The 24,856-nt window shown below is 58.9% G+C and carries 21 protein-coding genes; 7 read left to right on the top strand and 14 right to left on the bottom strand.

All coding sequences use genetic code 11. The features are described 5' to 3' along the window. Window positions 1-6 precede the first annotated feature (6 nt). Window positions 7-774: a DODA-type extradiol aromatic ring-opening family dioxygenase gene (locus ACA055_RS21310; protein ID WP_497680447.1), complete on the bottom strand. Its 768-nt coding sequence runs from the start codon at window positions 772-774 to the stop codon at window positions 7-9. A gap of 103 nt (window positions 775-877) precedes the next feature. Here ACA055_RS21310 and ACA055_RS21305 point away from each other — a divergent pair, with 103 nt between their 5' ends. Further along, window positions 878-1,531: a thiopurine S-methyltransferase gene (locus tag ACA055_RS21305; RefSeq protein ID WP_497684460.1), complete on the top strand. Its 654-nt coding sequence runs from the start codon at window positions 878-880 to the stop codon at window positions 1,529-1,531. 190 nt (window positions 1,532-1,721) lie between these two features. On the opposite strand, the gene htpX is transcribed toward ACA055_RS21305, so the two are convergent. After that, window positions 1,722-2,609, bottom strand: a complete 888-nt coding sequence (gene htpX / locus ACA055_RS21300) for a protease HtpX (protein WP_064676487.1) — start codon at window positions 2,607-2,609, stop codon at window positions 1,722-1,724. Window positions 2,610-2,925: 316 nt separating this feature from the next. Further along, entirely contained in the window at window positions 2,926-4,137 is a 1,212-nt protein-coding gene (locus ACA055_RS21295; RefSeq protein ID WP_247292446.1) for a pyridoxal phosphate-dependent aminotransferase, read from the bottom strand. Between the two features lie 226 nt (window positions 4,138-4,363). On the opposite strand from ACA055_RS21295, the gene msrB reads away from it, so the two are divergent. The 3 genes from msrB to ACA055_RS21280 all read left to right on the top strand — a co-directional run bounded on the left by msrB (window position 4,364) and on the right by ACA055_RS21280 (window position 5,806). Further along, window positions 4,364-4,759, top strand: coding sequence for a peptide-methionine (R)-S-oxide reductase MsrB (gene msrB / locus ACA055_RS21290; protein WP_497680446.1), 396 nt, complete (start codon window positions 4,364-4,366; stop codon window positions 4,757-4,759). Window positions 4,760-4,862: 103 nt separating this feature from the next. Further along, window positions 4,863-5,348: a glutathione peroxidase gene (locus ACA055_RS21285; RefSeq protein ID WP_497680445.1), complete on the top strand. Its 486-nt coding sequence runs from the start codon at window positions 4,863-4,865 to the stop codon at window positions 5,346-5,348. Further along, the gene (locus ACA055_RS21280) at window positions 5,345-5,806 is read left to right on the top strand and encodes a MarR family winged helix-turn-helix transcriptional regulator (RefSeq protein WP_214377578.1); all 462 of its coding nucleotides are present in this window, start codon (window positions 5,345-5,347) and stop codon (window positions 5,804-5,806) included. The genes ACA055_RS21285 and ACA055_RS21280 overlap by 4 nt, the downstream gene beginning before the upstream one ends. Here ACA055_RS21280 and ACA055_RS21275 read toward each other — a convergent pair. After that, window positions 5,790-8,111, bottom strand: coding sequence for a hybrid sensor histidine kinase/response regulator (locus tag ACA055_RS21275; RefSeq protein ID WP_497680444.1), 2,322 nt, complete (start codon window positions 8,109-8,111; stop codon window positions 5,790-5,792). The genes ACA055_RS21280 and ACA055_RS21275 overlap by 17 nt on opposite strands. 168 nt (window positions 8,112-8,279) lie before the next feature. Here ACA055_RS21275 and ACA055_RS21270 point away from each other — a divergent pair, with 168 nt between their 5' ends. Continuing rightward, window positions 8,280-9,170, top strand: coding sequence for an ATP-binding protein (locus ACA055_RS21270; protein WP_497680443.1), 891 nt, complete (start codon window positions 8,280-8,282; stop codon window positions 9,168-9,170). Further along, window positions 9,167-9,649, top strand: a complete 483-nt coding sequence (locus ACA055_RS21265) for a GAF domain-containing protein (RefSeq protein ID WP_497680442.1) — start codon at window positions 9,167-9,169, stop codon at window positions 9,647-9,649. Before ACA055_RS21270 ends, ACA055_RS21265 begins: the two co-directional genes overlap by 4 nt. On the opposite strand, the gene ACA055_RS21260 is transcribed toward ACA055_RS21265, so the two are convergent. From ACA055_RS21260 to ACA055_RS21220, 9 genes are all read right to left on the bottom strand, one after another. Next, a complete protein-coding gene (locus tag ACA055_RS21260; RefSeq protein ID WP_497680441.1) occupies window positions 9,650-12,598 on the bottom strand; it encodes an HD domain-containing phosphohydrolase in 2,949 nt (982 codons plus the stop codon). Between the two features lie 49 nt (window positions 12,599-12,647). Next, entirely contained in the window at window positions 12,648-16,292 is a 3,645-nt protein-coding gene (locus tag ACA055_RS21255; RefSeq protein ID WP_497680440.1) for a transporter substrate-binding domain-containing protein, read from the bottom strand. Between the two features lie 8 nt (window positions 16,293-16,300). Next, window positions 16,301-16,927: a response regulator gene (locus ACA055_RS21250; protein WP_497680439.1), complete on the bottom strand. Its 627-nt coding sequence runs from the start codon at window positions 16,925-16,927 to the stop codon at window positions 16,301-16,303. A 253-nt stretch (window positions 16,928-17,180) separates the two neighbouring features. Then, window positions 17,181-17,573 carry a response regulator gene (locus tag ACA055_RS21245; RefSeq protein WP_497680438.1) on the bottom strand — a complete coding sequence of 131 codons (393 nt, stop codon included), beginning with the start codon at window positions 17,571-17,573 and terminating at the stop codon, window positions 17,181-17,183. Window positions 17,574-17,756: 183 nt separating this feature from the next. Further along, complete coding sequence (locus ACA055_RS21240; RefSeq protein ID WP_497680437.1) at window positions 17,757-19,085, bottom strand: deoxyguanosinetriphosphate triphosphohydrolase; 1,329 nt, start codon at window positions 19,083-19,085, stop codon at window positions 17,757-17,759. Between the two features lie 69 nt (window positions 19,086-19,154). Continuing rightward, the gene (locus ACA055_RS21235) at window positions 19,155-20,318 is read right to left on the bottom strand and encodes an EAL domain-containing protein (RefSeq protein ID WP_497680436.1); all 1,164 of its coding nucleotides are present in this window, start codon (window positions 20,316-20,318) and stop codon (window positions 19,155-19,157) included. Between the two features lie 125 nt (window positions 20,319-20,443). Next, entirely contained in the window at window positions 20,444-20,785 is a 342-nt protein-coding gene (locus ACA055_RS21230; protein WP_497680435.1) for a hypothetical protein, read from the bottom strand. Beyond that, window positions 20,782-21,171 (bottom strand): phage holin family protein, encoded by a 390-nt coding sequence (locus ACA055_RS21225; RefSeq protein ID WP_149417527.1) that lies wholly within the window; start codon window positions 21,169-21,171, stop codon window positions 20,782-20,784. The genes ACA055_RS21230 and ACA055_RS21225 overlap by 4 nt, the downstream gene beginning before the upstream one ends. Window positions 21,172-21,173: 2 nt before the next feature. After that, entirely contained in the window at window positions 21,174-21,488 is a 315-nt protein-coding gene (locus ACA055_RS21220; RefSeq protein ID WP_497680434.1) for an ElaB/YgaM/YqjD family protein, read from the bottom strand. 326 nt (window positions 21,489-21,814) lie between these two features. On the opposite strand from ACA055_RS21220, the gene ACA055_RS21215 reads away from it, so the two are divergent. Beyond that, window positions 21,815-23,023, top strand: a complete 1,209-nt coding sequence (locus ACA055_RS21215) for an ammonium transporter (protein WP_497680433.1) — start codon at window positions 21,815-21,817, stop codon at window positions 23,021-23,023. Window position 23,024: 1 nt separating this feature from the next. On the opposite strand, the gene ACA055_RS21210 is transcribed toward ACA055_RS21215, so the two are convergent. Continuing rightward, a complete protein-coding gene (locus tag ACA055_RS21210) occupies window positions 23,025-24,737 on the bottom strand; it encodes a cation:proton antiporter (protein WP_497680432.1) in 1,713 nt (570 codons plus the stop codon). Window positions 24,738-24,856 lie beyond the last annotated feature (119 nt).

Here is a 24,856-nt window from a genome sequence, read left to right as displayed (position 1 = left end):
TACCGGTCAGCCAAAGCGATAAATATCCATACCCAGCGCCCCCATGGTGAAACCCTGATGGGCAACGCTGAATTCACCCCCGGCACCGCGAGCAAAGTACAGCGGCAGCAAATGTTCGTCGCTGGGATGGCTGCGCACGGCGTTCGGTGCTTGCTGGCGATAATCGTGCAACGAGTCTTCGTCGTTCGCAGCGAGCTTCTCGATCATCCAGTCGCGAAACGCTTTCGCCCACGGCTCGACGCTTTCCGGGCCGGCGTGCCAGTCCAACTCACGCAGGTTGTGGGTGATGCTACCGGAACCGATCAGCAGCACGCCGTGACCGCGCAGGCTGGCCAGGGCATGGCCGACGCGGTTTTGCAGCTCCGGGCCACCGCGGGTCGGCAGCGAGACTTGCACCACCGGGATGTCGGCCTGCGGATACATCAACGACAAGGGCACCCAGACGCCATGGTCGAACGGCCGTTCGGTGTCGATACGTGCAGGCAGGCCATCGGTCTTCAGCAGTTCGACAACCTCTGTCGCCAGTTGCGGATCACCGGGTGCCGGGTATTGCACCTCGAACAAGGCCCGTGGAAAGCCGCCGAAGTCATGCCAGGTGTCTGGCTGGGGATTTCCGCTGACCAGCAGTTCATTACTTTCCCAGTGCGCGGAAACGATGACAATCGCCTTGGGTTTAGGTAATTCGGCGGCCAGGCGGGCGAGGGCAGGGCCACTGGCGCCCGGTTCCAGTGCCAACATGGGGGAACCATGGGATATATACAGGCTGGGGAACATGAATGAGCTCCTGAGGGGTAAGATGGCACCATCTTCAGTCAGATCATTGATCTAAATCTAATATAAGTTTTTGGGTCTTTTGATCGAATTTTCGGGATTAATTATGCAGCCGGAGTTTTGGCACAAGCGGTGGACGTCGAATCAGATCGGCTTTCACCTGCCGGAAGTGAATCCATATCTGCAACGGTACTGGCCGCAGCTCGGCCTGGAAGAAGGCGCGCGCGTACTGGTGCCGTTATGTGGGAAAAGCCTGGATCTGCTGTGGCTGGCAAAATGCGGTCACGAGGTATTGGGCATCGAGTTGTCGGAAAAAGCGGTGGAAGACTTTTTCCATGAGCACCAATTTGACCCGGATGTCAGCGATCAAGGACCCTTCACAGTCTATCGGGCGGGATCGATCGAGATCTGGTGTGGCGATTTCTTCGCATTGACTGCTGGCGATGTCGCTGACTGCAGCGCGCTGTACGACCGCGCGGCGTTGATCGCCTTGCCGCCGACAATGCGTGAGCAATACGCCGAGCATCTGAAGCGGATTCTGCCGAAGGATTCTCTGGGGCTGTTGATTACCCTGGATTACGACCAGGTGCAAAAGGACGGGCCGCCGTTTGCCGTGCTGGATGACGAAGTGCAACGGTTGTTTGGCGCTTCGTGGGCGCTGAAGGTCCTGGAAGACCAGGACGTCCTGGGTGAGAGCTGGAAGTTTATCGAGAGTGGCGTCACGCGGCTTGAAGAGCGGGTGTATCGGGTTTCGAGCTGATAACTGCGTCGACAGTGCCGGCCTCTTCGCGGGCAAGTCCGCTCCCACAGTTGATCGAGTCGTTCAGACGGGCGCGGTCTAATGTGGGAGCGGGCTTGCCCGCGAGGGGGCCAGAAAGAACACCGCACCCATCAGAAGACAAAAAAAAGGCCCGCATCGCTGCGGGCCTTTTCTTTTATCGCGGAACCTCTCAGCCCCGACGACGCAGTGCGTCAATACGCTCTTCCAGCGGTGGGTGGCTCATGAACATGCGAGCGAACCCTTGCTTGATGCCACCGTTGATGCCGAAGGCATTCAGGGTGTCGGGCATGTGCACTGGCAGCCCCTGTTCTGCACGAAGGCGTTGCAGTGCGCCAATCATCGCGCTGGTACCTGCCAGGCGAGCACCGGCTTCGTCGGCACGGAATTCACGTTTGCGCGAGAACCACATGACGATCGAGCTGGCCAGGATGCCCAGCACCAGTTCGGCGAAGATGGTCGCCACGTAGTAGGCGATACCCTGGCCTTCTTCGTTCTTGAAGATCACCTTGTCGACAAAGTTGCCGATGATCCGTGCGAAGAACATCACGAAGGTGTTCACCACGCCCTGGATCAGCGCCAGCGTAACCATGTCGCCATTGGCCACGTGGCCGATTTCGTGGGCCAGAACAGCTTTTACTTCATCCGGCGAGAAGCGTTCGAGCAAGCCCTGGCTGACCGCGACCAGAGCATCGTTCTTGTTCCAGCCGGTGGCGAAGGCGTTCGCCTCGTAGGCTGGGAAAATCCCGACTTCGGGCATCTTGATCCCGGCTTCGCGGGACAGTTGCTCGACGGTTTGCAGCAGCCATTGCTCGTGACGCGTGCGCGGTTGAGTGATGATCTGGGTGCTGGTGCTCATCTTCGCCATCCACTTGGAGATGAACAGCGAGAACAGCGAGCCGGCGAAACCAAAGACCGCACAGAAAATCAGCAGCTGATTGAGGTTGAGATCAACCCCGTTGGCCGCCATGAACCCGTTGAAGCCGAAAAGGCTCAGGGTGATGCTGGCAATCAGCACGACCGCCAGGTTAGTGGCCAAAAACAGCAGGATGCGCATCATGGTTGTAGAAATCTCCTCATGCTAAAGATGTAGCGTACTGCGGGGTATATAAGGTGCTGCACCGGGCTATTCAACCGAGTGACTATTTCAAACTGTGTCCTACGGCAAGAGTCTAGCTGCTTGCAGGGCATTTCCGACGTCGATACGGGAAGTGTTTGTCAGCCAATTAACGTCGCAAGCCCCGTCTTTGTTAGACACGAGCACGCAATGAGTCATCAGTCAGTGATAGAAGCAGCGATGTTTGCAGGGGCGCAAAGATATGTTGCTGAATCAATCACCGTGCGACTTCAGCAAGCGTCGCACGGTGACAGACCACTTACTGGCGATAGGACTTGAGGAAGTTGCCGATACGTCCGATGGCCATGTCCAGGTCATCCAGGCGCGGCAGGGTCACGACACGGAAGTGGTCCGGCCATGGCCAGTTGAAGGCTGTGCCTTGGACCACCAGCAGCTTCTCGGAGAGCAGCAGGTCGAGCACGAATTTCTCGTCGTTGTGAATCGGGCAGACTTTCGGGTCGATGCGCGGGAACGCATACAGCGCGCCCATCGGCTTGACGCAGCTCACACCCGGAATGTCGTTGAGCAGTTCCCAGGTGCGATTGCGCTGTTCCAGCAGCCGACCTTGCGGAAGTACCAGATCATTGATGCTCTGATAACCACCTAGGGCGGTCTGGATCGCGTGCTGGCTCGGCACGTTGGCACACAGGCGCATGTTCGCCAGCATGTCGATGCCTTCGATGTAGCTCTGGGCGTGGTGTTTCGGGCCGGAAATGGCGATCCAACCGGAACGGAAACCGGCGACGCGATAGGATTTGGACAGGCCGTTGAAGGTCAGGCACAGCAAATCCGGTGCGAGGGAGGCGGTGCAGATGTGCACGGCATCGTCGTACAGAATCTTGTCGTAGATCTCGTCGGAAAAAACCACCAGATTGTGCTGGCGAGCCAGTTCCAGCATGCCCAGCAGGACTTCCTTGGAATACACCGCGCCAGTCGGGTTGTTCGGGTTGATGATCACCAGCGCCTTGGTGTTCGGGGTGATCTTGGCCTTGATGTCGGCCAGGTCAGGCCACCAGTTGGCCTGCTCGTCGCACAGGTAATGCACCGGGTTGCCGCCCGACAGGCTGACCGCGGCGGTCCACAGCGGATAGTCGGGAGCCGGCACCAGCACTTCGTCGCCATTGTTGAGCAGGGCCTGCATCGACATCACGATCAGTTCGGAAACGCCGTTACCCAGATAGATATCTTCAATGCCGACGCCTTCCACCTGCTTTTGCTGGTAGTACTGCATGACGGCTTTGCGGGCGCTGAACAGGCCCTTGGAATCGCTGTAGCCCTGGGCGGTCGGCAGGTTACGAATCACGTCCTGGAGGATTTCATCCGGCGCTTCGAAACCAAAAGGCGCCGGGTTGCCGATGTTCAGCTTGAGGATGCGATGGCCTTCCTCTTCCAGGCGTTTGGCGTGCTTGAGCACTGGGCCGCGAATGTCGTAGCAGACGTTGGCGAGCTTGTTCGATTTGCTGACCTGCATGGCGATGTGTTCCCGAAAATGAACGATCCAGGCGGCGTATGAACTACCGTACTGGGAATCCTGCGTATTCACACAGGCCTGACGCCTTGAAGTGCAGCACCCATAAATCCGTTTGAATGCGCGTGGTCTGGCTGCCAGACTGGCGTTTGACGAGGCGCAATCATACGTGCCGCCCGATCCGTGGAAAAGGTACAGATCGGGCTTTTTCAGCTGCTGAGGTGTGATGATGGAAAAGTTGGATAAAACCCTGGAAGAATGGAAGGCGATGCTCGACCCAGAGCAGTACAACGTTTGCCGCCTCAAGGGCACTGAGCGCCCGTTCTCCGGCAAATACAACGACACTAAGACCGACGGCGTTTACCACTGCATCTGCTGCAATGAGCCGTTGTTCGATTCGAAAACCAAGTTTGATTCCGGCTGCGGCTGGCCGAGCTTCTACGCGCCGATCGGCGACAGTGCGATGGTCGAGATCCGTGACGTCAGCCACGGCATGATCCGCACCGAAGTGGTCTGCGCCAAGTGCGATGCGCACCTGGGGCACGTATTTCCGGACGGCCCGCCGCCCACCGGTCTGCGCTATTGCATCAATTCGGTGTGCCTGGACCTGGTGCCGCGGGTGTAAGAGGCCGGGAGCGATCTTTCGATCGCTCTTCGGATAATTAAATTGCACGCAATTCAATTGCTCGCTATGTTTGTCCTTTCTTCCTGGATATGGACTCTTTGCCATGAGCGACAACCTGCTGAGTATCCCTTGCACCACCATCAAGGGTGAGCAAAAGACCCTGGCGGATTTCGCCGGAAAAGCCGTGCTGGTGGTCAACACCGCGAGCAAATGCGGTTTTACCCCGCAATACAAAGGTCTCGAAGAACTGTGGAATACCTACAAGGATCAAGGCCTGGTGGTGCTCGGTTTTCCCTGCAATCAATTCGGCAAACAAGAGCCGGGCAACGAAGGGGCGATTTCCGAGTTCTGCGAGCTGAACTACGGCGTCAGTTTCCCGCTGTTCAAAAAGATTGAAGTCAATGGAGCCGACGCCCATCCGCTGTTCGTGCAGTTGAAAAAACGCGCACCGGGTGTACTTGGTTCCCAGGGCATCAAGTGGAACTTCACCAAGTTCCTGATCGGCAAGGACGGCCAGTTGGTCAAGCGCTTCGCTCCGGCGACCAAGCCGCAGGATTTGAGCGCCGAGATCGAAGCCCTGCTCAAATGAACACGTTGTCAGTCGATTCCCTGAAGCTCGACAGCCAACTGTGCTTCAAGCTGTACGCCGCTTCCCGCGCGGTGATCCGCGCCTACAAGCCGATGCTCGATCAGCTCGGCCTGACCTACCCGCAATACCTGGCGATGCTGGTGTTGTGGGAATGGCAGGAGGCCGCTCCCGAACAGCCGACGGTCAAGGCGCTGGGCGAACGCCTGGCGCTGGATTCCGGCACGCTGACGCCGTTGCTCAAGCGTCTTGAGCAACTGCAACTGGTTCAGCGTCAGCGTTCGGCACGGGATGAGCGGGAGGTGCATCTGAGCCTGTCGCCAACCGGCAAGGCGTTGCGTGATCAGGTCGGGCCGCTCAAGGCTCGTCTGCTGTGCGATAGCGGCGTTGATCTGGACCGCCTGAATGACCTGCGCGATGGCCTCGATCACCTGTTGGGGCAAATCAGATCACTGTCGTAGTGGGAATCCACAAGTCCAGCAGGGCGGCGAGTTCCTCCCGACGGAAAGGCTTGGCCAGGTAGTCGCTCATGCCCGCCGCACGACAGCGTTCGCGTTCTTCGGACATGGCGTTGGCGGTCAGGGCGACGATGGGCAGCTGCGGCCAACGCCCGCTACGCCGGATTTGCCGACTGGCCTCGTAGCCGTCCATGACCGGCATGTTGCAGTCCATCAGCACCAGATCGAATTCGCTGTGCTCCAGCTGATCCAGGGCCTCGCCACCGTGCGCGGCGACAATCACCTCGCAACCGAGTTTTCCGAGCATCCCCTTGGCCACCAATTGATTGACCGGGTTGTCCTCCACCAGCAGCACGCGTCCGCGTCGTTGGGGGGAGAGCAGGTCGAGCCGGGCATCGTTGATCGTATTGATTTCCGGCAGCAGGATGCGCCGCAGCGTCTGGTACAGCGCGTTGCGCGCCAGCGGCCGGGCCTGTTGCTGCAACGGGGCGAGGGCGCTGGCTTGTTCGATGGGCATGAAACTGCCGTAAGCGGTCACCAGCAGAATCGGCGCAGTACAGGAGGGACGCAGGCCGAACAGGCATTCAGGGCAATCGGTGATCACGACATCGGGGTTCAGTCCGATCAACGAGTCTTCGATGGAGCGCTGCTGATAGTCCAGCCCCCAGCCGGGCAACAGACTCTTGAGCAACTCCGCCAAACCACTGCTGGCGGCGGTGATCGCGATGATGCTGCCGCGCATGGTTGCGGGTGGTAGAGCCCGGGTGTGGCAAGGTAACGGCAAGTCCGCGCAGAACTGGCTGCCGAAGCCCACTTCCGAGCTGATGGTCAGGCGTCCTTGCATGGCTTCGCAAAGGTTAAAGGTCAGGGCCAGCCCCAGCCCGGTACCGCCAAATTGCCGGGTGATTCCGGCACCCGCCTGGGTGAAGGGCTGGAAGATCTTGAGCTGGGCGTCCTGGGCGATACCGATGCCCGTGTCGCAGACTTCGATTCTGACGCCGTCCTCGAACGTCGACAGGCGCACATCAACCCGACCGAAACGGGTGAATTTGAGCGCGTTGGACAACAGATTGCTGACGATCTGCCGCACCCGGGTCGGGTCCCCGAGCACCAGCGCCGGAAAGTGCGGATCGATCAGGCAGGCCAGCTCGACGCTCGGCGCGGCGTTCTGCGACAGCAGGTTGGCGGTGTCCTCGATCAACGAGCCGAGGTCGAACGGAATGTGTTCGAGCTCAAGTTGGCCGGCATCGAACTTCGACAGATCGAGAATATCGTTGAGCAGTTCTACCAGGACTTTGCCGGAGTCATGGGCGATAGACAGCTGTTGCTGTTGCTCGGCATTGAGTGGGCCATCCAGGGAAAGCGCGATCATCCCCAGCAAACCGTTGAGGGGCGTGCGGATCTCGTGGCTCATGTTGGCCAGGAACACCGAGCGCGCTTCGGCCATGTCCAGCGCGGTGCTGCGGGCTGTTTCCAGTTCCTCGTTGGATTGGCTGAGCCGGGTGTTGATGGCCTTGAGTTCCGCGGTGCGGGCCGAGACGATGTTTTCCAACTGCCCGAGGTAGTCGGTCAGGCGGTTTTCAGCGTTGCGCCGTTGCTGGATCTCGGTGGCGATGTTTTCGAATTGCTGGTTGGCCACTTTGACCAGTACGCCGATCTCATCGTTTTCATGGCCGGTCGGACACTCCAGCGACGTCGGCTCCGCGCTGCGCGGGTCGCGGCTGCTGAGTTCGCGGATCACCCGCGCAAACGGTTTGGTCAGCATCACATAGAACAGCGCCAGCAGGATGCCGGTCAGCAACAGGCTGCGGGCAAAGCCATTGAGCAGGGTTACCTCGGCCCGACGCAGGAAACGATTGCCGAAGGAATAGGTGTCGACGTCCAGGCGCAGGATGCCGAGGGATTCGCTCGGCAAGTGATCCAGGTAGAGACGGTCTTCGAACTGCCGGTTGGCGCCGAACAGAAAGTCGCTGATCACCCGATAACCGTTTTGCACCTCCGGGCGTTTGACGCTGGCCAGCACCGTCCCGTTGTTATCGGTCAACTGCGCGGCGATGATTGCGGGCGAGCGCAGCAGGCCCAGGGTCAGTTCTTGAGCGAGTTCAGCGTCGATGTTGTAGGCAATGCGGGAGGCAGGGTTATGGCTGATTTCCAGTAAAGACAGTATTTCGCGGTTGATGGAGGCGTCTTCGCTGGCATAATCGATGCCTATTTGCAGCAGACTGAGCAGCGTGCCCAGAATGAAACCGACCAGCACGGTAAGCCGGGCTTGCTTGTAGGACAGCCGGTTGGTGAACTTGATATCCATGGGGTGTTGAACCACTTCCGTTTCCCTTCGCTGCTCAAGCATAGTCGATCATGCATGGATACCGATGTTCTCGCGAGCCCTTGTGCAACAAGGGATGAACCGGACACCGAGCGCTGTGCTTCGTCGCTGTAGCGCCATCATTACTGTGAACGTGCCCGAGGAGAAGACGTGGATTCCCGATTGAATGCTTTTCTTGAACGCGCCGATGCCGTTCTGGCCCGTATCGAACCGCTGTTGCCCGCCCCCCGGCAGGCCATCGACTGGAATCAGTGCCTGGCCGCACGCTGGCAGCGCGAGGGGCGCAGCGGTTTTCTGCTGCCGCTTGAAGTCAGCCTCGACATGCGTCTGTCCGACCTGATCGGCGTCGACCGGCAACTGGAGCAACTGGGGCGCAACACCCAACAATTCCTCGATGGCATGCCGGCCAACCATGCCTTGCTCTGGGGCTCGCGTGGCACCGGCAAATCGTCGCTGGTGCGCGCCTTGCTGGCCGAACACGCCAAGGCCGGTCTGCGGCTGATCGAGATCGAGCGCGATCACCTGGCCGACTTGCCGCGAGTGGTCGAACAGATTGCCAAATTGCCCCAGCGTTTTGTGCTGTTCTGCGATGACCTGTCGTTCGAGTCGGGCGAGGGCGACTATCGCGTGCTCAAGAGCGTGCTCGACGGCTCTCTCGAACAGGCGCCGGATAATGTTCTGCTGTACGCCACGTCCAACCGCCGCCACTTGGTGCCGGAAAAGGAAAGCGATAACGAAAACTGGAAAAGGGTCGACGGCGAACTCCACCCCAGCGAAGCGGTGGAAGACAAGATCGCGCTGTCGGACCGTTTTGGCCTGTGGCTGTCGTTCTATCCGTTTACTCAGGAACACTTCCTCAATGTCGTCGAACACTGGATCGGTCAATTGGCCGACAAGTCCGGCCTGGCCTGGCAGCGCGACGAAGAACTGGACATCCTCGCGGTGCGCTGGGCCACGGGCCGCGGCAATCGCAATGGACGTTGCGCGTATCAATTTGCCCGCTATTGGGTCGGGCTCAAGCTGTTGGAGCACAAGGCATGATCGATTTACAAAAGAGCGGCCAGGGCCTCGAAGGCTACGGCATGCTGTGGGCGCAGCTGGAATCGTTGCTGGCGGACGAGCGGGATTTTATCGCCAATGCCGCACAGTTTTCAGCGTTTTTGTACAACCAGCTCGATGACCTGAACTGGGCCGGTTTCTACCTTAATCGCAATGAAGAGCTGGTGCTTGGCCCATTCCAGGGACAGATCGCCTGCGTGCGTATTCCGTTCGGCCGGGGCGTGTGCGGGACGGCGGCTGCGACCTTGCAGACTCAGTTGGTCGAGGACGTGCACGCGTTCCCCGGGCACATCGCTTGCGACAGCGCGTCGAATAGCGAGTTGGTCGTGCCACTGGTCAAGGACGGTCGGCTGATCGGTGTACTGGACCTCGACAGTCCGAAACTGGCGCGTTTTACCGCTCAAGACCAAGCCGGCATCGAACAACTGGCGGCGATTTTCCTGCGCCTGACCGATTGCTGATCACACCCTCAAGCCTGCCTTGACCAGCAGGCTTGAAGCATCCACCGCATCGATCTGCTGGGGATCAAGGAAGCGATCGGCGTACTGCAAATAGATTTCGGCGTTGATGAACAGCCCGAACAACTCAGGATCGATGTGGGCGTCACGGCACATGGTGGCCATGATCCCCAGCGCCTCGCTCAAGGACTTGGCTTTCTTGTAGGGGCGATCGGCGGCGGTCAGCGCTTCGAAAATATCGGCAATCGCCATCATCCGCGCCGGCAGGCTCATTTCTTCGCGCTTCAACTGTTTGGGATAACCGGTGCCATCCATTTTTTCGTGGTGGCCGCCGGCGATTTCCGCGACGTTGTTGAGGTGACCGGGGAAGGGCAGATGACTGAGCATCAGGATCGTCTGCACCATGTGGTGGTTGATGATGTAACGCTCCTCGCGCGTCAGGGTGCCCCGGGTAATGCTCAGGTTGTAAAGCTCGCCCCGGTTGTACTTGTAGCGCGGCACGTCGAGCTTGAAACCCCATGGATTGTCTTCCGGAATCAGCTCGGCTTCGGCACGCTCGAACAGATGCTCGGGTTTGTCCGCCAGCAGCGGCTCGCTGACCGGCAGGGGCGGCGCCGGTGTTCGGGCCTGGCGCCGGTTCTCTTCCCAGGAGACGCCCAGCCGGTCATCCAGCGTCCGGGTCCAGGTGCGCTGGGCCAGGCCGCGCAGGCGTTGCAGGTCGATCTCGGCCATCGCCTCGCCGCCCAGGTTGCAGCGGGCAACGAACGCAAAATCATCGTCCAGCCCCGCCAGACTGGCGTTGCGCAGGGCGGCCAAGTGCTGCTCGTCACCGCCCAAGGCAATGGCTTGCCAGTAGTTGATCCAGGCATCGCGCTTGAGCACTTCAAAACGGGTGCGGATTTCGTGGATGCGGTCGTTCAAGGTTTCCAGTTTCGTGGCTTTATCGACCACGTATTCCGGGGTGGTGACCTTGCCGCAGTCGTGCAGCCAGGCGGCGATGTGCAGCGCCTCCCACTCATCCTCGGTGGGTTGATAGGCGCTGAAGGCAGGTTCCTGGCTGGCTGCGGCGGCTTGGGCGAGCATCAGGGTCAGCGCCGGAACCCGCTGACAGTGGCCGCCGGTGTAGGGACTCTTGGCATCGATCGCGCCGGCCAGCAGTTGAATGAACGCGTCCAGCAGTTGTTTCTGTTTGGCTTGCAGACGCTGACTTTCGATACTCACGGCCGCCGCGCCGGAGACAGCCTGGAGAAACGCGATGCGGTCCGGGCGAAGTTTTTCCAGATCACTTTGGTTGCCGCTATCGCCCAGCAGCAGAACCAGCAAGCCCACGGTTTCGTTGTGACGATTGTGCAGCCGGATACCGATCAGATGGACCCGCGGACATTCCAGCGCCAGCAACACTTTCTGCAAGTCCCCGACTTGTTCGAAACCGAGATTGGCGACGATATTGTCGGTGTTCCCCAGCTGTTGCAGCCATGCAGGGCTTTGCGGGTCCTGAAGTCCGTGCCCGCGCAGGTCGAACGATGGCAATGCCTGAGAGGTGCCGTTGATGACCAGGCCATGGGGTTCCATGCGATCGCCATCGTTTTCCCGCAGGTAGATCAGCCCGGCCTGGGCCTGGCCGATTTTCACGGTTTCGAACAGCACCCGTTCCAACAGCGGGGCGAAACGGGTTTCGGCGCTCAGGCTGTCGGTGATCTGGAAAAAACTCGCCAGGGTGTCTTTCATGCGCGTCATCGACACGCTCAGTTGATCGACCTCAAGCACGGGTGAGCGCCGCGAGGCCGGAAAATTGAAATCGAAACTGCGAATCGCATCGGCTTCCTGCACCAGCGTGCGCAAGGGTTTGACCAGGATTCTCGACGTCAGCCAGCCCAACGGCAGACACAGCAACAGCGTGGCCAGGGTAATCAGCGCGCCTTGCCAGCGCATGCGGTAGGCATCGACGAGCAATTCATCTTCCGGCACCAGCAGTGCCAGTTGCAGTCCCTGGGGGCCGCCCTCCTGCATGCGGCTGCGGGCAACGATCCATTGACGTCCGGCGGCGTCCAGGCGATTGCCGCTGGGGGGATTGTTCAGCAGCGCACCGAGGCTGGGGCTCAGATCCGCCGCCTTGATCAGGCGAGCGGTCTGATCGTCGATGATCAGTTTGCCGCTGTCGGGATAAGCGATGGCATTGCCGTCGGCATCGAACAACACGATTTCGGTACTGGGCGTTACAACGTGTTTTGCCAGAGTTGCGGAGAGTTCGGCCAGCGTGAGATCGGCCCCCATGACCGCATTTTCACCACTGCGTCGGGCCAAGGTCGTGCCGACGTAGCGGGTGGAGAAAAAGAGGTAGGGTTCGGTGGTGATCTGATCGCTGTCGCTGCTGGCACTGGAGAACCAGGCGCGGGTTCGTGGATCGTAGCTTTCGTCGGGGTTGTCCTGACGGCTGAGGAGAACCAGTTCCTGATCGAAAAACAACGATTGGGAACGCAGCTGGCCGCTGCTGCCGTTTCGCTCGATGCTCCACACTTGATAAACCGCCGTGGCCGGGGCGTTAACGAGCGCTTTCAGGTCGGCGGTTCGCAGCGGACGAACCATGAAGAAATCGCCGTTGCCGTAGCCCAGATACAGCGAGGCCAGGTTGGGGTTGTCCTTGAGTGACTGGCTGAACGGTTTGAGCAGCGCCAGGCGTTGCTCCAGATCGGATGCCTTGGCCGCCGGGTTGTCCGCCAGCAGGCTCAGCAGATGACGAATCGGTTCATAGGTGTTGTGCAGGTCCAGCCGGACGTCTTGCTCGATGCGGTTGAAGAGTTTTTCACTGCTGGAAAGAATGATCTGCGTGGTTTGCCGATAGTTGAAAATGCCCAGCACCACCCCGGTCAGCAACAGCAGGAAGGTGAACATCACGCTGATATGGACATGCAGGGGAAACCGGCGTTGGTCCGGGCGCAGTGGGCTGGGCATTGCAGGTCTCTCCATGATGGTAAACACACTGCTCAGCGACCAAGCATAGTTAAGGCTCTGTCATTCTGCTTTTGTCGTTTTGTCCGATTTGTTGCTGCAATGCCTGCTCCAGTTCGAGCATGGCGCGCTCCATGGCCTTGCTGCAATCGGCCACTTCGTCATGATGAAACACGTCAGTACATGACTTCTCCAACGCCTCGCAACTGTCGATCAACCGCGAGGCCTGTACGATTCGAGCGGCACCCTTGATTTTGTGGGCGACATCGAGAAATGCCTGCGGGTCCGTTGACCGGGACAACGCCAGCAACGCTTGTCGGTCCAGGCGGTTGCTGTTCAGCAGTTCGGTCAACAATCTCTGGTTCAACACCGGGTTGCCACCCGTCAACATGTGCAGCCCTTTCATATTGAAAGCCGGATCGCGGACGGTCGGCCCGATACCTTCCAGCCACTGGCCCAAGGCTGTCAGAGTGAGGGGCTTGAACAAGCAGTCGTCCATCCCGGCTTGTTTGCAGCGTTGTATTTCTTCTGGTTGTGCGTTGGCGGTAAAACCCAGAATGGTGCAGGGCAGGCGACGGTTTTGCCGTTCATGTTGGCGGATGAGGCGGGCCAGTTCGTATCCATTCATGATCGGCATGTTGCAATCGACAATCACCAGATCGAACGGCTCGACGTTCCACGTCTCGAACCCCGCCTGGCCATCTGCTGCGACGCCGAACCGATGCCCCAGAAACTCCAGTTGCTGGCACATGAGCAAGCGATTGGCCGCGTGATCGTCGATGACCAGTACGTTTAACGGGGCAGTCGTGGGGGGAATTTGTGCTCCAGCCTTTTTCGGCGTGTATTCGAGTGGCAGTGTCTCCAGATACAACGAAACCTGGACCTGAGTGCCGATACCCGGCTGGCTGCTCAAGTCCAGGCTGCCGCCCATCATCTCGCACAGGCTGCGGCTGATCACCAGCCCAAGCCCCGCGCCCCCTCTGTCGGGCTGCCCGGCGTTATCGACCTGGGCGAAGGGTTCGAACAACCGCCGCTGATCCTGCTCGCTGATCCCGATGCCGCTGTCATGAACGTGCAACAGCATCTGGACCCGCGCCGGATCGGCCGTCGGGTGCAGGTCGACGGTGATTCTGATCTGTCCCTGCTCCGTAAACTTGATGGCGTTGCTGATCAGATTGGACAGCACCTGTTTGAACCGCATCGGGTCCAGCAGGACATCGATCGCGGGGTTGGCAGGATGAAACTCCAGCAGCAGTTCAAGACCTTTCTGGCGAGCCAGTCCATCGAAGATTCGCACTACAGAACCCACGATCTCGCCCGGATTGACGCGCTCGGGGCTCAAGCTCAGGCGCCCGGATTCGATGCGTGCAATGTCGAGAATGTCCCCGATCAGCTCCAGCAGATCCTTCGCCGAGTTGTACGCCACCTCGATGGCGGGACGATCCGGGTGGTCGTGATCGATACGCTTGAGCGTCAGCTCGAGCATGCCGATGACTGCATTCATCGGAGTGCGGATCTCATGACTCATGGTCGCCAGGAAAATGCTTTTGGCCCGGTTGGCTTCATCCGCGCGCTCTTTCGCACAGCGCAGATCATCGAACAGTTGGCGCCGTTCGCTGATGTCGATCCAGCCGCCGATGATGCCTTGCACTTCACCGCTCGAATCGCGGTAAGGAAGAATCCAGTGATAGATCGTCAGTCTGCGGCCACCGATGTGCAGCGGCCGATCGAGAATCAGCGGTATGCCCTCGGCAACGACACGCTGGTAGTCGGCCTGATACTCCCGGGCTTCGAACGCATTGCTCAGGGAGCCCTGCATGACGCCTTTGCCGATAACGTCCTCACGTTTCGCGCAGAAGGCTTCCAGGTAACTGTCATTGCAGCTTTGCAACAACCCCTGGCGATCGCGCACGTAAATCGGATGGGGCGTCCCGTTGACCAGTGAGCGCATGAATTCGAATTGATCGTTCAAGGCGCGCTCGGCCGCTTGCCGCTGCTTTATCTGGCGTCGCATGTACGCGTTCCAGGTAAAGGAAATCAGCAGCAGCAGGCCGGCACCGATAACGATCTGGTAGAACACGCGGTGATAATTGCGCCAGGTACTTTGCGAGGACGCCGAATAGCCCCGCCAGCGGCTGTTGATGATGCCCAGTTCTTCCGGTGCGATGCTCAGCAGCGCCTTGTTGAGGATGGAATTCAGTTCTTTGGCATCCCGGCCGGTCGCCAGGGAGAACGCGGCCTGCCGGGTGCCGATCGTGGTGCTGATCTGAAGGGTGTGCTCGAAGAGCCGCGACGAGATGAAATAGTTGGCGATCACCAGGGAGTTCACCGCACCTTCGGCTTTGCCCTCGGCGAGCAATTCCACGGCACTGAACGAGTCCGGGGTTTCAATCAGCCTGATCCCCGGAAACTCGCTGCGCAGGTAATCCACCAGCGGGTTGCCCTGAGGGATTGCCAGGCGTTTGTCCTGCAGTTGCGCAAGACTTGTCGGGCTACCGGTGGCTTTACGCGTCATCAGGACAAAGGAGTTTTGCAGATAGGGGCGGGTGAAGTTCAGCGTTGCTTCGCGTTGGGCGGTGGGGAGTAGTGCGGCGATCAAGTCAGCCTGATTGTTCCTGACCTGTTCAATCATCTCGCCATCGCTGCGGCTACGACGAATATCGAAACGCAAACCGGTGCGCAGTCGAATCAGCTCTAGCAAGTCGGCGGTAACGCCACGAAAGTTGCCATCGCTGTCGAAAAACGTCAGCGGTGCAAAGGCTTCATTGACCACCACGCGGACCACCGGATGTTGCGCCAACCAGCGCTCCTCGGTGTAGCTGAGCTGCAGTTTTTGATCGGTGAGCAAAATGTCACTGCCGGCACTCCAGCGTTTGGCGATGATCTCCCGCTCGCTGGTGGGGGTGTTCAGCAGCATCGCATTGATGATGCCGAGCAGTTCCGGGTTGTTTTTATGCACCGCAAAGCTGAAACCGTGGGCTTCGTGTTTGCCGAAGTTGGCCATGCGGATGTTGTTCAGGTACCCCTTGTTGATCGTGTAGTGGGTTGAAATGGTGTCGCCGAGAAAAACGTCGGCCTGGTCGAAGGCCACGGCATTGATTGCATTCTGGTAGGAGGGATAGGACGTGATGATCGCCTTTGGATACAGCGCCCTGACTTCCTCAAGCGGCAAATAGTGATACACCATGCTCAGCCGCAGACCGGCGAGGCCATCGGTCAGGGATCTGGTTTCTCCTTCGCGGGTCACAAGAACCGGCTGGTCTACGGCGTAGGGTGTGGAAAGCGCAATGTCCGGGCTGCGAGCCTCGAACCCATTGGCCGTGCCCAGCAAGTCGACCTCGCCGTTTTCGAGCGCCTCGATCGCCGCCCCCCGGGACGCGAAGCGTTGGACCTTGATCGGTAAACCGGTGGTCTTGCCAAGGATGCCGGCGTAATCGGCGGTGAAACCTTCATAGTCACGCCCGCTGATGCTGAGATCGAAGGGCGGATAATCCGGGGCGGAGGTGCCGAGGATCAGTTCACGTTTATGCCTGATCCATTGTCGTTGTGAGGTATCCAGTTGGACTTCCAGATGTCCGGCCGTTGAGCGGCTGAGCAGGGTGTAGGGCTCGCTGGCGTTCTGTGCCGCATGCAACGAGGTGCTCAGGCACAAACCTGCGGCCATCAGTATCAAATAATCCTTTATAGGACTGGGCATCCTGTCTCTCACACTAACGCGTTACGTTTTGCCATCTCGATGAGCTCAACCAAGGATTTGGCTTTGAGCTTTTGCATGAGTCGTTTTTTATAGGTGCTGACCGTCTTGTTGCTCAGAAACATGCCTTTGGCAATTTCCTTGTTGGTGCGGCCTTGGGCAAAGAGTTGCAATACCATTAACTCCCGGTCATTGACTGACTTGAACAACTCCAGCTCGGCATAACGAACGTCATCGCCACGAACAGGATTCAAGGCCTGACTTGGAAAATAGTTGTAACCTGACAATACCGCTTTTATGGCGCTGACCAGTTCACTCAGATCTTCTTGTTTACACACATATCCCGATGCGCCGGATTGCATGCAACGAATACCGAAAAGTGTCGGGCACTGTGCAGTTAATACCAATGTTTTCAGGGGCGTACTCATTGCGTTGAATCGGGCGAGCACTTCCAGGCCATCCAGTTTGGGAATGCTGATGTCGAGAATGACCAGGTCGGGCATGCATTCGCGAACCATCTGCATGGCGTCGACCCCGTTATCGGTCTCACCGACGACTTTGTAGCCTTCGTGTTCCAACAACATTCGAACGGCAAGGCGGATGACGGGGTGATCGTCGACAATAAAAACGGAGTTCATAATCAAATCCCATGCGAGCTCAAATAAAGCGCGCACCTTAGCTCAGATAATTGAGGTGACGCATGAACTGTCGGACCTGTAGCAGCAATATAGGAATAGTCCTACAAGCGAAGAAGAAATGGACTACGCATCAACTAGGTTTTTTATGAGGATGGGTGAAAGTTGCTGATATTTAGTCGGCGCGCCGAAAAGCTTGATTCGTAAGTTTCAAATTGTTTTCTAGTGAGATTTTTAGTTGTTTGGCACGGGTTCTTTATATTGATGCCAAGGTCAATAAGTTCCTGAATTCGGATTGTTTCAGCGGCCTGATCAAGTAACCCAGCAATGGCAATCCATGTTCGTTTGCCACTCTTTCAAGTCCATCCAGTTCAGCGGACGTCAAGCTGCTTAGAAGTATTGCCTGTCTGATCATCCCCCGATGACTGGCGAACTCGACCAAATCCAGCCCGGGCAAGTCGGGCAGGCATTGATCGCACAAAAGAATATCGAACGGTTGCACGGCCCCGAGCATTTGATGCAAGGCACCTTCGGCACTGTCGGTGGCGGTCAATTGAGTGAAGCCGTAACTCTCAAGCAGGTATTGAGTCGCCCTGAGTTGAAAGGGATGATCTTCCACCAGCAAAATGCGCAGATCGTCATTGAACATTGGATTATTCACGCTTCATCTATCGTACAGAGTGAAGCGGAATTATTTCGCGAGAATTCCGCGCAAGCGATCAGTTCACTCGCCGCGTGATGTAGGGCGATTCAGCGAACGTTGAATGCAGTTGGATTTTCAGGGGCTGATCAGCCATTCCAGGTGGCGTAATGGCTGATCAGCCAACAGGCATCAATGACTTGAGCGCCCCGTCATCTCCAGCGCCATGTCGCTGGCATAGCTGTCGGTCATGCCGGCAATGAAGTCAATCATCCGCAGAAACGAGGTGTGCAATGGGCCATGAGGATCGGGCGCATTGTTGCCCAACAGGTCGAGGATGCGCCGACTCTTGAAGGACGGCGTTCGACCATCGTGCTGTTCGAGCGCCGCGCCGCAGAAGGCGTTGAGCAGGATTTCCAACGTGGTGTAGGCGCCGATTTCGTGCAGGGTCTTGCGCTTGTCCTGGAAGATTTTCTTGCGCGCCATGTCCTTGGCATTCAGTACGCAACGTTTGGCGGGGCCATGCATGTGCTCCACCAGATCACCGGGTAGCGTGCCGGCCAGCAACGCGTCCTGTTGCTCGACGAAGGCACGGGCTGCGGCGTTGGTCAGGTGCTCGATGGCTTTGCCGCGCAGGATCGCCAGTTTGCGTCGACGTGAATCCTTGGGGCCGAGCTGACGATAGGTTTCCGGAAGATCATCACCCACCAGGTCCAGCAGCAGGGACTCGACTTCGGCGTACTCCAGCAACTCCATCTCGAGACCGTCTTCCAGATCGATCAGCGCGTAGCAGATGTCATCGGCAGCCTCCATCAAGTACACCAGGGGATGGCGTGCCCAGCGCTGTTCTTCGAGTTGTGGCAGGCCAAGTTTATGGGCGATCTGTTCCAACAGCGGCAGTTCGCTCTGGTAGCAGCCAAACTTGTGCTTCTTGTAGCCCAGAGAGTCAGCGTGTTTTGCCGTCCATGGGTACTTCAGATAAGTACCCAGCGTGGCGTAGGTCAGCCGGGTACCGCCGTCGAACTGGTGATACTCCAGCTGGGTGAGTACCCGGAAGCCCTGGGCGTTGCCCTCGAAATTGAGGAAGTCATTGCGTTCGGCTTCGCTCATTGCATCCAGCCAGCCGCGGCCGGCGGCTTGCTGGAACCAGTGACGAATCGCGTCTTCGCCGGAGTGACCGAAGGGCGGATTGCCGATGTCGTGGGCCAGGCAAGCCGATTGCACGACCATCCCCAGGTCACTCGGTTCGCACCAGTCGGGCAGCGCGCTGCGGATGGTTTCGCCGACGCGCATGCCCAGCGAACGGCCAACGCAACTGACTTCCAGCGAGTGGGTCAGGCGCGTGTGAATGTGATCGTTGCTGGTAACCGGATGGACCTGCGTCTTGCGCCCCAGACGGCGAAACGCGCCCGAGAAAATGATCCGGTCATGGTCTTTATGGAAAGGACTGCGGCCGAGTTCTTCCGGGCTGTGCAGAGGCTTTCCGAGGCGTTCGCGGGTAAGCAGGGTTTGCCAATCCAAGGCTGGTACTCTCCGTCAGGTGACTGATGACACTAGCTTCCGGGTTCGCGTCAGGACCTGCAAGGGGAACTACAGCCCGGCGGCGTCGATATCGATGAGCAGCAGTCGCTCGCCGTTGTCGAAAAATTGCCCGGCCGTGAGGCAGTACTGGTTGCTGGTGGCATCGCGATAAGTGTTGGAGAGCGTCAGTCGACGCTCATCCCAGCCCTCCGCCAGCAGATGGTAGAAGTAGGGGCGCCAGGACCAGTTGTGGCCCAGGTAGCGATTGTCGGACTCCCAGCCGTTGTTGCGCCATTCAAGGTTAGGTGTCAGTTGCGTGCCGTGGCGGTCGCATTGATAGAAGCGCAACAGCCACGGAAATGCATCCAGTTGCGGCAGGGCGCTGAGAGGGGCGCGGGCCTGAGCCCAGGCTTGCAGGATGGCCATCAGCTCGCAGAGTTGCTGGCGCATGATCATCAGACGAGCGCGCTCGGCCAGTTTCTGTTGTACGTAGCGCTGACGCAGTTGCGCGAAACGCTCGACAAAGGCGTGCGTGGTAAAGAAGTTTTCTTGCGCCTGGGCAAACAGAAAACCCTGCACGTAGCGCGAACCGCACTCCAGGGCAAAATTCAATTGGGCGTCGGTTTCCACCCCTTCGGCAATGATCCAGCAACCGGTTTTCTCCGCCATTTGTGCCAGCGCCTTGACCACATCGCTGCTCGGACCACCCAACGCGGCGGCCTGGAACAGCCGCATGTCGAGCTTGAGAATGTCCGGTTGCAAAGCCAGCACGCGATCAAGCTGAGAGTAACCCGCCCCGAAATCATCGATGGCGATCCGCGCGCCGGCTTGTCGGTAACGCGCTACCACTTCGGCCAGCCGCTGAATGTCGCCACCCAGTTCAGTGATTTCGAAGACGATTCGCTGAGCGTCGACGTTGTGCCTGCTCAGTTGCTTGAGGCTCGGCAACGGCTGGTCCGGGCGCAAGCGGTTGATCCAGCGCGGAGAGATGTTCAGGCTCAGGAACCAGTCCGATGGTGCCTCATGCAAACGGCTGAGGGCGTTATCGCGGATCTGGCGATCAAGGAGACGCAGGGCGATGGCGGGTGTTCGCGGGTCTGCGAACAGCGGTCCCACCGAGACCAGTGAACCGTCGGCCTGACGCAGTCGACCCAATGCCTCGACACCTGCGATACGGCCGGTGGCGGTATCGATGAACGGCTGGAAACAGGCGAGCGGTTGCCCGTCGATCACGAGGCCTCCTTAGTAAGGTCTTGTTCTTGGATGAATCCTGATGACCGGATAGGCACGCAGGGTTGAACCCCTCGATAGAGAGGTTCATCCCGGTGTCATTGCAAGAATGTAGCCAGAAAGTGGCTTCAGTGTTTGCGCGAAGAGCCCTGCATGACCAGCTTGAACAAAGGCCCCAGCGTGGTGCCCAGTTGAACCAGTCGAGTCAGGCTGCTGACGCCGCCGCTCTTGGCGCCCTTGCCGGTCAGAAAACCCAGCAGGGTGACAGCCGCCACGCCCCAGAGCGGGGCGTGCTTGATACCAAAACCATCGTGCAGGTTTTGCGTCATCCCGCGCACGCGCTGCAGCGGTTGCAGCAGTTGCGCGGATTCGTGGCGGATTTCCTGGCGATGCATTTCCATGCGCAGGCGGATCAGCGCCTTGCGCATTTCCGTGCGCGAGCTGTTGTGAGGCAGTTCAGGCAGGCTCATGGCAGCAGGCGCTCCCGATCGTTGGCCAGTTCTTCCAGGGTGCCGTGGAAGGGCGAGGACTCATCGAAAATCGCCGCTCTCAAGCGCATCCCGCAGAAGACGCAGGCAAGGGTGTAGAACACGCAGAGCGCGATGATGGCTGGCAGGCGGTAGGTGTCCCAAAACAGGATCAATACCAGCGTCGACAGCCCCACCAGCAACAGCAAGGCAAACACCAGCGCCAGGCCTGCAAACAGCAACAGGCTTACCGTGCGGGCTTTTTGTTCCTGCAATTCGATGCCGAACAGTTCGACATGGCTGTGCAGCAGTCCAAGGAAAGCGGCACCCAGGCGCCGCGGTGAGGAGCTTGGGCCCGTCGCGGACGAGCCGGATTCGCCGATCGCCATAATCAGCGCCGGGTTGCCAGCAGACCAATCAGGAAACCCACGCCGGCCGCGATCCCGACCGATTGCCATGGGTTGGCCTGGACATAGTCTTCAGTGGCAGTGACGGCGGCCTTGCCGCGTTCGCGCAGGGAGTCTTCGGTCAATTTCAAGGTTTCGCGGGCTCGCAGCAGGCTGTCGTGGATCTGCTCGCGCAGTTCATCGGCCTGATCGCCGGCCAACGTTGCGGTGTGTTCCAGCAGCCGTTCTGTGTCGCTGACCAACGTCTGAAAGTCGGTCATCAGGATTTCTTGAGCAGTCTTTGCCTTGATGCTGGCCATTGGTGATCTCCGTAAGTGGCTTCTGTTGCGTTCGAGTATGAGCCTTGCGCGAAGGTTCAGTACAAATGACTGGTACAACTTTTGCTATGTGGTGGTGCGTCTGCCTGCGCCGATGCGCTGTTGCCGGGCATGATTTCAGGAAAACCTTAACTCAAACAATCAAAACCCGCGCAATTGGCCCGGTCCTGATTTGCCTTGAAGAATTTTGTGCGCCAAAGCGGTTCATCGCGTGTGGCTCCCTGATTTGACAAGTCGCAACTTGGTGCATGAATGGTCTGCGCGAACTGCTTTGGTGCTTTTTTTCAGCCTTAAGGTCTGCCAACCCCATGGATAATCTGCAAAGCGCTGTGGACAGTCTGGTCCACAGCTCCAATACGTTGTTCATTCTGATCGGTGCGGTCATGGTGCTGGCCATGCACGCCGGTTTTGCCTTTCTCGAAGTCGGCACGGTTCGACAAAAGAACCAGGTCAACGCCTTGTCGAAGATCCTCAGCGACTTTGCCATTTCGACCCTGGCCTATTTCTTTATAGGCTATTGGATTTCCTATGGGGTCACCTTCATGCAACCGGCGGCGGTGATCAATGCCGATCATGGCTACGGGTTGGTGAAGTTCTTCTTTCTGCTGACGTTTGCAGCGGCGATCCCGGCAATCATTTCTGGCGGGATCGCCGAGCGCGCCCGGTTCGTCCCGCAGTTGTGTGCGACGGCACTGATCGTGGCGTTCATCTACCCCTTCTTTGAAGGGATGATCTGGAACGGTAACTTTGGCCTGCAAGCCTGGTTGCTGGTGCGCTTTGGCGCCAGCTTCCATGATTTCGCGGGTTCGGTGGTGGTCCACGCCATGGGCGGTTGGCTGGCGTTGGCGGCGGTGTTGTTGCTCGGGCCACGCGATGGTCGTTATCGCGAAGGGCGCCTGGTGGCGTTTGCCCCCTCGAGCATTCCTTTTCTGGCGCTGGGTTCGTGGATTCTGATTGTCGGCTGGTTCGGGTTCAACGTCATGAGTGCGCAGACCCTGCAAGGCGTCAGCGGGCTGGTGGCGATTAACTCGCTGATGGCTATGGTCGGCGGTACGGTGGCGGCGTTGATCGTCGGGCGCAATGACCCGGGCTTTCTGCATAACGGCCCGTTGGCCGGGCTGGTGGCGATCTGTGCCGGTTCCGATCTGATGCACCCGGTGGGTGCACTGGTGACCGGCGCCATTGCCGGGGCATTGTTCGTTTGGTGTTTTACCGCGGCTCAAGCCAAATGGCATATCGATGATGTGCTGGGTGTATGGCCATTGCATGGTCTGTGTGGCGTGTGGGGCGGGATCGCCTGCGGCATATTCGGCCAGAGCGCTTTGGGTGGCCTGGGCGGTGTGAGCCTGATCAGTCAGTTGATCGGCACCGCGTTGGGCGTGGTGGTGGCATTGGCCGGTGGTTTTGCGGTGTATGGCGTGATCAAGGCGTTCCATGGTCTGCGGCTGAGCCAGGAAGAAGAGTATTACGGTGCGGACCTGTCGGTGCACAAGATCGGCGCCGTGAGCCAGGACTGACTCAACGTTCTTCATCGTCTGCACCGGGATAAAAACCGTGTAGCAGGCGATAGCGGTCGTGCCGTACCTGATCGACCCGGTCCTGCACTTGCTGGCCGGGCAGTCCGAGCATGATCAGCGCATGGGAGGCGAGCATCAGGCTGGACTCCAGCAATTCGGGCACGACTTCGCTGGCACCGGCGGCCTTTAACTCGCTCAACTGACTGTCGTCGCGAGTACGCACCAGAATCGGCACGCTCGGGTTGTACCGGCGTGCCTCCTTGAGTACCAACAGCGCGATGTCAGTCTGGTCGACGGCAATCACCAGCAGTCTGGCGCGCTCCAGTCCTACGGCCACGAGCAGTTCGCCACGTCGGGAGTCGCCGTAATGCACACAGGTTTCAGCGACGGCGGCTTCCTGGACTCGCACTGGATCATTGTCCAGGGCGATGTAGGGTTGATTCTCATGGCGCAAAAAACGGCCAATGGATTGACCGACACGACCATAGCCACAAATCACGACATGGTTGTGCAAACCGGCGTTGAGCGCACTGATTTGCTCGAGTTGCGCTGCTTGATTGGGTTTGCGATGCAGGCGTGCCGCGATGTGGGGCGCCGCGCGCAGCAGCAACGGCGTGACCAGCATCGAGCAGAATGTCGCCGCCAGCAGAAGACCGCCAAATTCGGCGGGCATCAGTTTGTTTTGCTGCATCAGCGCCATCAGTGCAAAACAGAACTCGCCGCCCTGAGCCAATGCCAGGCCGCTACGCCAGGCGGTTTCACTGTCGCTGCCGCGCCATTTGACCAGTAGCGCAACCACGCTGCCCTTGATCAGCAGCAGCCCCAGCGTCAGGCCAAGGATCAGCAGGCCGTGGCTGGCGAACAATTGCACGTTGATCAGCATGCCGATACTGACGAAAAACACCCCGAGCAGGATGTCGCGGAACGGGCGCAGGTCAGCCTCGATCTGATGTCGGTAATGGCTTTCCCCCAGTAGCATGCCGGCGAGAAATGCACCCAAGGCCGGAGAGAGACCGAGCAGGTGAGTCAGCCAGGCCGTCAGCAAAACAATGACCAGCGCCAGCAACACGAACAGTTCCGGGGAGCGCGCCGCCGCCACTTCATGGAACAGCCGTGGTAGCAACCAGCGACTGGCCAGCAGCAGACCGACAAACAACACCACGGTCTTGCCCAGCGTCAATGGCAATGCCCAATACCAGACCTGGTCGCTGCTGCCGGCGAATACGGGCACCAGGGTCAGCAGCAACACTGCCACCACGTCCTGGAACAGCAGCACGGCAATGGCATTCTGGCCGTGGCTGCTGAAAATTTCGCCGAGACTGCTTAACTCCTTACTGACAATGGCGGTGGAGGACAGCGACAGGCCGGCGCCCAGCAACAGCGCGGGCGTTGTCGACATGCCAAGCAACATCAGCAAACCACTCAGCAGAATCCCGGTGCACAGTACTTGCAGGCTGCCTAGCCCGAACACCACCTTGCGTAACGCAAGCATTTTGGAGAGGGAAAACTCCAGCCCGAGGGTGAATAGCAGGAACACCACTCCCAATTCGGCGAGGTCTGGCAAATCTTCATTTTCATTCACCCAGTTGAATGCCGTCGGCCCGATCATCAGCCCCACGCACAGGTAACCCAGCACTGGTGGCAAGCGCAGGCGCTGGAACAGTGCGATGACCACCAGGGATGAGGCGAGGATGATCAACAGGTTGGCGAACACAACGTACTCCGGTGATGGGCTTAGCTTTCAAGCGTAGAGGCAAATACGGCGTGAGCATCGCGCAGACGGTATTGAAGGCGACTGATGTGCGTCAGGGTATTGCCGTGACCCATTGCCGT

The sequence above is a fragment of the Pseudomonas sp. LBUM1657 genome, assembly GCF_059716075.1.
This window is presented reverse-complemented; position numbering and strand designations above follow the sequence as displayed.

Excerpts from the sequence above, each read along its gene's own strand:
- ACA055_RS21285 (WP_497680445.1), top strand. The coding sequence starts at position 4,863 with ATGAGCGACAACCTGCTGAGTATCCCTTGCACCACCATCAAGGGTGAG.
- ACA055_RS21255 (WP_497680440.1), bottom strand. The coding sequence starts at position 16,292 with ATGCCCAGTCCTATAAAGGATTATTTGATACTGATGGCCGCAGGTTTG.
- ACA055_RS21245 (WP_497680438.1), bottom strand. The coding sequence starts at position 17,573 with ATGTTCAATGACGATCTGCGCATTTTGCTGGTGGAAGATCATCCCTTT.
- ACA055_RS21280 (WP_214377578.1), top strand. The coding sequence starts at position 5,345 with ATGAACACGTTGTCAGTCGATTCCCTGAAGCTCGACAGCCAACTGTGC.
- ACA055_RS21265 (WP_497680442.1), top strand. The coding sequence starts at position 9,167 with ATGATCGATTTACAAAAGAGCGGCCAGGGCCTCGAAGGCTACGGCATG.
- ACA055_RS21275 (WP_497680444.1), bottom strand. The coding sequence starts at position 8,111 with ATGGATATCAAGTTCACCAACCGGCTGTCCTACAAGCAAGCCCGGCTT.
- msrB (WP_497680446.1), top strand. The coding sequence starts at position 4,364 with ATGGAAAAGTTGGATAAAACCCTGGAAGAATGGAAGGCGATGCTCGAC.
- ACA055_RS21250 (WP_497680439.1), bottom strand. The coding sequence starts at position 16,927 with ATGAACTCCGTTTTTATTGTCGACGATCACCCCGTCATCCGCCTTGCC.
- ACA055_RS21220 (WP_497680434.1), bottom strand. The coding sequence starts at position 21,488 with ATGGCCAGCATCAAGGCAAAGACTGCTCAAGAAATCCTGATGACCGAC.
- ACA055_RS21230 (WP_497680435.1), bottom strand. The coding sequence starts at position 20,785 with ATGAGCCTGCCTGAACTGCCTCACAACAGCTCGCGCACGGAAATGCGC.
- ACA055_RS21215 (WP_497680433.1), top strand. The coding sequence starts at position 21,815 with ATGGATAATCTGCAAAGCGCTGTGGACAGTCTGGTCCACAGCTCCAAT.
- ACA055_RS21225 (WP_149417527.1), bottom strand. The coding sequence starts at position 21,171 with ATGGCGATCGGCGAATCCGGCTCGTCCGCGACGGGCCCAAGCTCCTCA.
- ACA055_RS21305 (WP_497684460.1), top strand. The coding sequence starts at position 878 with ATGCAGCCGGAGTTTTGGCACAAGCGGTGGACGTCGAATCAGATCGGC.
- htpX (WP_064676487.1), bottom strand. The coding sequence starts at position 2,609 with ATGATGCGCATCCTGCTGTTTTTGGCCACTAACCTGGCGGTCGTGCTG.
- ACA055_RS21260 (WP_497680441.1), bottom strand. The coding sequence starts at position 12,598 with ATGCCCAGCCCACTGCGCCCGGACCAACGCCGGTTTCCCCTGCATGTC.
- ACA055_RS21295 (WP_247292446.1), bottom strand. The coding sequence starts at position 4,137 with ATGCAGGTCAGCAAATCGAACAAGCTCGCCAACGTCTGCTACGACATT.
- ACA055_RS21310 (WP_497680447.1), bottom strand. The coding sequence starts at position 774 with ATGTTCCCCAGCCTGTATATATCCCATGGTTCCCCCATGTTGGCACTG.